Genomic DNA, 6288 nt, shown 5'->3' on the forward strand with positions numbered 1-6288 from the left:
GGTCATTGATCGTCACACATCAAGATCACCGGGCGGCTGTTCTGCGTTACGGGCACTGCCCCACAGAGATCACGATCTACGACTGCCGTACTAGGCCAGCATTTCACGGTCCTTTTCGACAGAGCCACGCCTGCGAACGCCTCAGATCTCGCCGATCGCGGCCAGCTCTTTCGCTGTGGTGGGGCGGAGCGCGGGTAGGACAGCGAGCAGGTCAGCCTCTGACACGCTTTCACTCGCCACCTGCACGAGGGCGCTGCTGTGCTTCGCGAATACTCTCGTGAAGGTGTTTTCTCGGCGCACCCAGACATCCGTCGACACTTGTCGACAGCTTCCAGCTGTGTCGGGTCCGTGGGTCACATCCGGAACAGGTTCGGCACAGGCGGCCCGCGGGGAGGCGACCGTCGCCGGCATGACGTAGAGCTCGACCTCCGCTTGGTCGCGTAGCCGCACATAGTAGAGCCCGATTGACGGCGACCCCTCTTCCCATTCACCGAACCACTCTGCGAGTTGAGTAGGTCGATACTGCTGAGAGCCGAGGTCGATCAGCGGAAGACCGGATTGAGCCAGTCTCCGCTCTCGCGCCGCCTCAAGGATCGCGTCCTTACTCAAAGACATACCGCCGAACCCAATAATGAGCGCTCCGATTACGGAGAAGCGCAGTGTCCGATCTACCTGAACCACCATGGCCGTGGCTGCAACATGGCCACCGGCTCCGATAGTGGCGAATATAAGACTGCCGGGCAGCAAACCGAGATCCAGGAGCTCGGCAAAGGTCAGACCGCGAAGCGCGAGGACGATGATGGCAATGTTGACGAACGGTGCCACTGCGGCCACCAGCCACCAACGTGGCAATCTGATCAGCCAGCTGAGTAGCAAGCCCGCAGGGAAAGGCACAATGAGCATCACATTTGCGCCGGTGAAGTCGTCCTCAGGCCCATGGACCTGGAGGAAGACCTCCATCAGCCCGATCACGCTTCCCACGATTGCAGCCCGGCATAAGGCGTTCATGTGCGCATTTTAGGTCTTGAGGAGCCTTCAGAGCCCAGCCCTGGGCGCTCAGGCAGTACGGGGAGTTCCGCGCAATCCGGTGGGCGGCACTGGGCGGGCAGGGTGACCGACTCCATCACCTGCCCCGAATGCGACGTCCGCCGCGGAATGCAACTCGGCCGACTGTTCCTCGCCTGCCGCTTCTGCCAAGGCCGCGGCTGGGTCGGCGCCGAGCACGAGCCCGGCCCGCCGCCGGAGCGGCCGCCGGCGTGGGAGCACGCAGTGTGGTCGGATCCGGCGGTCGCCTCGGCGATGCCGTGCCGCTACTCCATGGGCACCCAGTCGGTGGCGCACGTGGACGAGGAGTCCAGGTCGCTGGCGATAATGGCGTGTCCTGGCTGTGTGCCGACGTAGCTGGGCTACTTCTGGTTGAGGATGCGCGCCCCGAGTCGGATGTGGTGGCCGCGCCCGTTGCAGGCCCGGCATTTGCCGAACGCGCCCTTGAAGGTCGTCGAGTGCGACTCTTTCGACCGGTTGCACGCCTTGCACTTCCTGTACGGGTGGAAGTAGCACGACCCGAAGTAGACGGCGAGTGCGACGAGTGTGATGACGAGTGCTGGATGCATGCCATCAGCGTGCACAGAGAGTGACTCCTCCGTCACAGACATCCGGACACAAGATCGTCGCTATGTGCATCCAAAAGGTAACAGTACGCTCACCCGGGCGGCGAGGAGCGTGCGCGCCTGGCGGACCTTCCCGCGCTGCTGCGGCAGCTCGCCCCGGACTACGGCCCGTACGAGCACCTGACGGGCACGCAGCTGTCGGATCTGCTCGCCGAGGAGGGCGTGCGGGTCACGAACACGGGCAACGTCAAGCGCCTCGACCCGGCGGATCTGCGGCTGGTGCTCACCGGGCGTCAGCGTGGGCCTGGGCGTGGTTACGGAAGTAACCGAGTTAGTGGACCGCGTTGCGCAAGTCGGCACAGTGCGACGCCCTGCCGATCACCTGGTCGACAGGGCGTCATTTGTGCGTTAGGCGCGGTGGGCGTGCCACTGCCGGGCGGCGTCGGCCATCCGCCCCGTCCAGGACACGGAGTCGCGGCCGGTGATCTCCTCCCACAACCGGACGCTCGCCGCGGCGAACGCGTCCACCCCCGCGCTGGGCGCGTTCTTCCAGGCGGGCAGCACGGACACGACGCATTCCGCCTGCTCGGCGGTGTGGCCGCCCGCGATCAGCCGCAGGATGAGGCACGCCGGGTCGATCCAGCCCGCCCCCCCGGGTCGGCCACGCCCAGTCGATGAGCAGGGCCCGATCGCCGGCCATCAGGACGTTCAGCGGGTTGTAGTCGGTGTGCAGCAGCTGGTCGCCGACCAGCCAGCGCGTATCCCCGGGATGGCTGACGTACGGCCGCCACCGCTCGGCGGCGGTCTTCAGCGGGAGGTCCGGGCAGGGGATCCGGCCCAACGTCGTCATGGTGTCGGTCAGCTTGCCCAGGTCCAGGGAGCCCGGCTCGTACACGGCGTGCCGCCCGTCGACGGCCTCGAACCCGATCAGGTCCCAGCCGCCCTCCTCGATGCGCCACAGCACCCGGGGCGCGACGGCCGCCACGTACGGGGCGATCATCCATTCCAGGTCCTGGGTACGGCGGCCCTCAAAGCAGTGTGCTTTGAGACCCGGATCGACGGGTGGCAGGTGCCGAACGTGCGTCCCTCGCAGAGCTTCTGCGGTCATGGGCGCGCTGGTGTCGTTTCCGGGCCGTAGCGGGCGTACGGGACTCTCGACCTCGGCGAAGAATGAAGATCCGTCCGTGTCTCTCAGATATGCCCTTCTCTTCTGCCGTCCTGTGGGATGTCAAGGATCATCGTCCGCGGTTGGAACCACGCCTTCCCCTTCGAAGGCATCCGGCCTAGGTGGCGACGAGCTGGCGGATGATGCTGGGATCACTGATCCTGGTGTCGTCCGCCAGCAGGAACGCCTTCGACAAGATGACCGACAACATGCCGCCGTCCTCCTCGAACGGCAGGAACACCAATGAGGCGGAGCGGTCGTGGCCGGGGACGATGCACAGGTAGGCGTCGTTCGGCTCATCAGGATGTTGCCCGACCCCAGATGAATCCGATAGGTGCGCAGTTGCCCCCGCACGCGCAGGAACCGGTCGGTCAGCTCCACCCGGTCGGCGATCTTCAGCCGAGGTAGCAGCCGGGCCAGCGCGTCATGCCGCGTGCGAGCGGTCTCACTCAGTTCGCCGAACCCGTACGACTGCCAGTAGCCGTCGTGCCCGGCCGCCGCCTGCTGGTCGAGCCCCAGGGACCCGACCCCCACGGCGAGGTCGGCGTCGCGCAGCAGTTCCGACAACACCAGCGGCGGCACTTCGGTGAGCGGCGTGTCGTCGGGAAGATCCGCGCGGCGGAACCGGATCGCGTCGGTGGCGGCGCAGGAGGCCGTGCCCCAGGCGTCCTGGTGGGGGTCGGAGGCGACCCGCATGCCCCAACTCGCCTGCCAGCCGGCGAGCGTCTTGGCCGCCGCTCCTACGTCGCCGCCGCACTCGTAGTCCCAGTGACCGATCGACAGTCCGGTCCAGCCGCGCTGCTCCAGCAGCGCCTTGGCCTGCCCGTAGCGCACGAAGTGGCCCTTGAAACGGTCGGAGTGGGTGCGGGTGCGCTCCTCGGCCGGGGTGAGCAGGTAGACCTCGCGGAACGCCTGCTTGAACGGCTGCCTGATCCCCCGCTCCAGCAGGTGGTCGCGCCAGCCGCGCACCCCCTCGGCGCTCTCCTGGATGGGGTGCCACAGCCGTACGGGCGTGTCGGCGACCGGACGCACGGATGCGCCGCTCGTGCCGGCCAGTGCCCAGCCGCCGCCGCTCCTGACCGGCAGCCCGGCGAACCCCTCGGGGAGCCGCCAGATGAGGGCGCGAGTGTAGGGGCCGGTGACCGGATGGTCGAAGAAGTACTGCTCGACCTCCTGCCAGGAGAGCTCGCGTTCGACGATGAGCATCTGCTCCAGGCGCAGCCGCTCAGCGGCCTGCGTGCGTTTGAGGTCTTTCAGTGTGGCCTTGAGATCGGCGAGCACTGGATCCTTACGGATGGACTGGGGCGCCGACTTGACGACGCGCCCGGACGCGTTGACGAACCGCAGCACCGGCCCGTCGACGTCGAGCCGGACGACGCACTCGCCGGCCCGCTCCTCCCGGACCCCGTCGGGGCCGAGCCCGAAGGCCGGAACCGTCCGGTCGACGAGCTGTTCGTGGCTCAGCCCCTCTTGTACGGCCACCGCGTCGAGAGCATCGGACGCCTTCGCCAGCAGGGCCGGTCTGCGCAGCTTGGCTCGCACGCGCGCGAGCACGCCCACCGTGTCGAGGCCACCTCGCTTTGCCAGCACGTTCAGCGCGGCGTTGGCCAGTCTCTCGTTGCGGCAGACGGCAGCGCCGCCGGTGCCGTTGCGCCCGATGCCGCAGTTGATGGCGATGTCGCCGAGCAGCGTGGACACCCAGGGCGCGTCGATCACCTCACAGGTCCACAACATGCCGCGCAGCGGGAGGGCGGTATGGCGGGCGAGGAAGACCCTGCCACCGGGCTCGCGGCTCTCGCGATGGGTGGCCACGCGGGAGAGGATTTCGCGCAGCACCGCCACGCCGTCGTCGGTGAGCAGCGTGCGGACCTTGGCGAGCCAGGGTTCGCTGGGCCTGTTGGCCTTGGCCTTGCACCAGTGTTTCAGCAGAGGGAGCACGGCGGAGTGAGCCAGCCGGGGGGCGTACTTTCCTGCCATGGCACGGGCGAGGGGGTCGCCGTCCCAGACCAGGCTGCGCACGACCCCGGCCGGTCCGTGCTGTGGGGGCTCGGTCAGGACGCGCTCCAGGTCCTTGCGTAACGCGGCCCGGCTCGGGCTGCGGTGGGCCGGGTGCCACGGCGGCGCGTCACCAAGGATCTGACGGCGCTCGGGGTATCCGAGCGTCGCGATGGCGGCCAGCGGAATCCGGTACAGCTCGGCGTGCCTGGTGTGACCGCAACTCGACAGCGCGTCGGCGATCTCCCACAGAGAGCGCGTGTCCTCGAACGTCCAGGAGATGTCACCGCCGGCCACCTCGTGCACCAGCCGGAGCACCTCCTCAGGGTGCTCGTGGCCGCCGTTGTCGCCCAGGCTGAGCCGCAGTTGCGCCCACATGCCGAACGCCCTGCGCCCGGCTTCGTCGGTGCCGGGCCGTCCGCCCGCGTCATACCGGGCGAACAGCGCACGCGGCAGCTCCGCGATGTGGTGGTTGAGCAGGTAACCCTGGGACTTGGGGAAGTTGTCGAGGACACCCATGTCAGCCTCCGGCCCGCGGCACGAGACGAACGAGCTCATACGCCGGGCGCGCGTCGAGCCGAGAGGAAAGGGCGATCTCAACTGAGCACCTGCCGGTGGCGCTCTCGTCTCTGAAGGTGGCCGTGGCCATGGGGGAGCTCCATCGTCGTCGGGGGGTCAACGTGACAGGCCATAGTTATCAACGGGCACCGACAATCCGGAGGCCGCGCGAGCCCGGCCGCGGGCGTCGACGTGGGTGCCAAGGCGGAGACCGCCCGCCAGATCGAGCGGCTCGCCCGCGACGGCATGGCCGTACTGATCTCCGACGACCTGGACGAACTGCTGGTGCTGACCAGCCGGTTGCTCGTCATGCACACCGGCGCCCCTGACGGCCACGCTGAACACCGCCGACGTCGACCGTCCCGGTCTGCTCTCGGCCCCTTCCCGTCAGCGAGCACGCGCAGGACGGCGGCCAAAGGTGAGCCCCCGCCATGGCCTTTGGCGGCGTCTCTCCAAGGAGAAATGCGCGCAGCCCGGACATGCGGGAGCGGTTCACCTATTCGGTACGGCGCAGGTCCATGCTGTCGGATCCGTCCCACCGGTTGTTCGCGGCTGCTCGGCGGGCTCGCTCTGCCAGTTCCCCGGCCAGGCCGGTGCGTTCAATGCACCATTCGGCCCACTGGGGCAGCAGATCGAGGATGGCCTCGGCGTACTTCTTGATGTACCCGTCTCCGATGAGGATCACGGTGTGCTCGATCCGATGCGGGGAGCAGGCATAGTAGCCGGGTCCGGAGTCTCTGGACCAGGCGTCGGCGAGCGTGGCGATGTCTTCTCGTTCGGGTCTGTGGTCATCTCGATCGCGTAGCCAGGCGGCGAAGTCGTCGATGATCGGGTTGAGGTCCTGCTTGGGCTTGGGCGCAGGAGCTGTCAACGGCCGAGTGCGTGTCGCCGCTGGTGGCCAAGTCGAGGTCCCCGCGTCTTCGTAGTTGACTACTTCTTGGTGAGGCGTCGCCCTGTCCG

Annotated in this window: 7 protein-coding genes; 1 reads left to right on the top strand and 6 read right to left on the bottom strand. The window is 67.9% G+C overall.

Going from position 1 to position 6288, the window contains the following annotated elements:
• Positions 1-141 precede the first annotated feature (141 nt).
• A complete protein-coding gene (locus AB0I38_RS39985) occupies positions 142-1008 on the bottom strand; it encodes a hypothetical protein (protein WP_358495935.1) in 867 nt (288 codons plus the stop codon).
• Positions 1009-1110: 102 nt separating this feature from the next.
• Between AB0I38_RS39985 and AB0I38_RS39990 the strand changes: the two genes are divergently transcribed.
• On the top strand, positions 1111-1401 hold the full coding sequence (locus AB0I38_RS39990) for a hypothetical protein (protein WP_358495938.1): 291 nt from the start codon (positions 1111-1113) through the stop codon (positions 1399-1401).
• Between the two features lie 5 nt (positions 1402-1406).
• Here AB0I38_RS39990 and AB0I38_RS39995 read toward each other — a convergent pair whose 3' ends face one another.
• The 5 genes from AB0I38_RS39995 to AB0I38_RS40015 all read right to left on the bottom strand — a co-directional run bounded on the left by AB0I38_RS39995 (position 1407) and on the right by AB0I38_RS40015 (position 6199).
• On the bottom strand, positions 1407-1613 hold the full coding sequence (locus AB0I38_RS39995) for a hypothetical protein (RefSeq protein WP_358495941.1): 207 nt from the start codon (positions 1611-1613) through the stop codon (positions 1407-1409).
• Positions 1614-2018: 405 nt separating this feature from the next.
• Positions 2019-2180: a hypothetical protein gene (locus tag AB0I38_RS40000; protein ID WP_358495945.1), complete on the bottom strand. Its 162-nt coding sequence runs from the start codon at positions 2178-2180 to the stop codon at positions 2019-2021.
• 658 nt (positions 2181-2838) lie between these two features.
• A complete protein-coding gene (locus AB0I38_RS40005) occupies positions 2839-5289 on the bottom strand; it encodes a DUF4132 domain-containing protein (RefSeq protein WP_358495948.1) in 2451 nt (816 codons plus the stop codon).
• A 156-nt stretch (positions 5290-5445) separates the two neighbouring features.
• Positions 5446-5664 carry a hypothetical protein gene (locus AB0I38_RS40010; protein ID WP_358495953.1) on the bottom strand — a complete coding sequence of 73 codons (219 nt, stop codon included), beginning with the start codon at positions 5662-5664 and terminating at the stop codon, positions 5446-5448.
• Positions 5665-5824: 160 nt separating this feature from the next.
• A complete protein-coding gene (locus tag AB0I38_RS40015; protein ID WP_358495956.1) occupies positions 5825-6199 on the bottom strand; it encodes a hypothetical protein in 375 nt (124 codons plus the stop codon).
• Positions 6200-6288: the final 89 nt, after the last annotated feature.

Origin of the sequence: Nonomuraea cavernae (assembly GCF_040655715.1) — a bacterium.
Classification (GTDB): Bacteria; Actinomycetota; Actinomycetes; order Streptosporangiales; family Streptosporangiaceae; genus Nonomuraea; species Nonomuraea cavernae_A.